This window comes from Tamlana crocina (assembly GCF_012037625.1).
Genome location: NZ_JAAVJS010000514.1, coordinates 1 through 356, shown reverse-complemented (window position 1 = coordinate 356; position 356 = coordinate 1). Strand labels below are relative to the sequence as shown.

The following is a 356-nucleotide window of genomic DNA, read 5'->3' as shown; positions in this document are numbered from 1 at the left end:
AAGAGTAGTATACCCTTTGAACGTTTCCGCAGGCTTTACCTCTCTGCGGTTAAAAATATAGTTTTCCCCGCTGTTTTGATCCAGAACCAGTACGTAAAAAGCATTATCCACTTCCACGATTGCTTCTTCAGGAAGAGCCGGTAAGTCCTTGTTTTTGGTGATTATTTGTGCTTCCACGAACATTCCTACCGCAAACTTTTCTTTAAGGCTGTCTGCCAGGTGAGCGTGAACTCCTGCCCTGTGATCTTCATCTATTATTTTCCCTACCAGCCATACTTCAGCTTCATAATTTGTAGCGGGATATTGAGGCATTGTAAAATGCACCTTTTGACCTTCCCTGATCCTCATCAGGTCCT

Annotated in this window: 1 pseudogene; it reads right to left on the bottom strand. The window is 43.5% G+C overall.

Going from position 1 to position 356, the window contains the following annotated elements:
• Nucleotides 1–312, bottom strand: a pseudogene (locus HC176_RS17840) (efflux RND transporter periplasmic adaptor subunit); the annotation flags it as partial.
• Nucleotides 313–356: the final 44 nt, after the last annotated feature.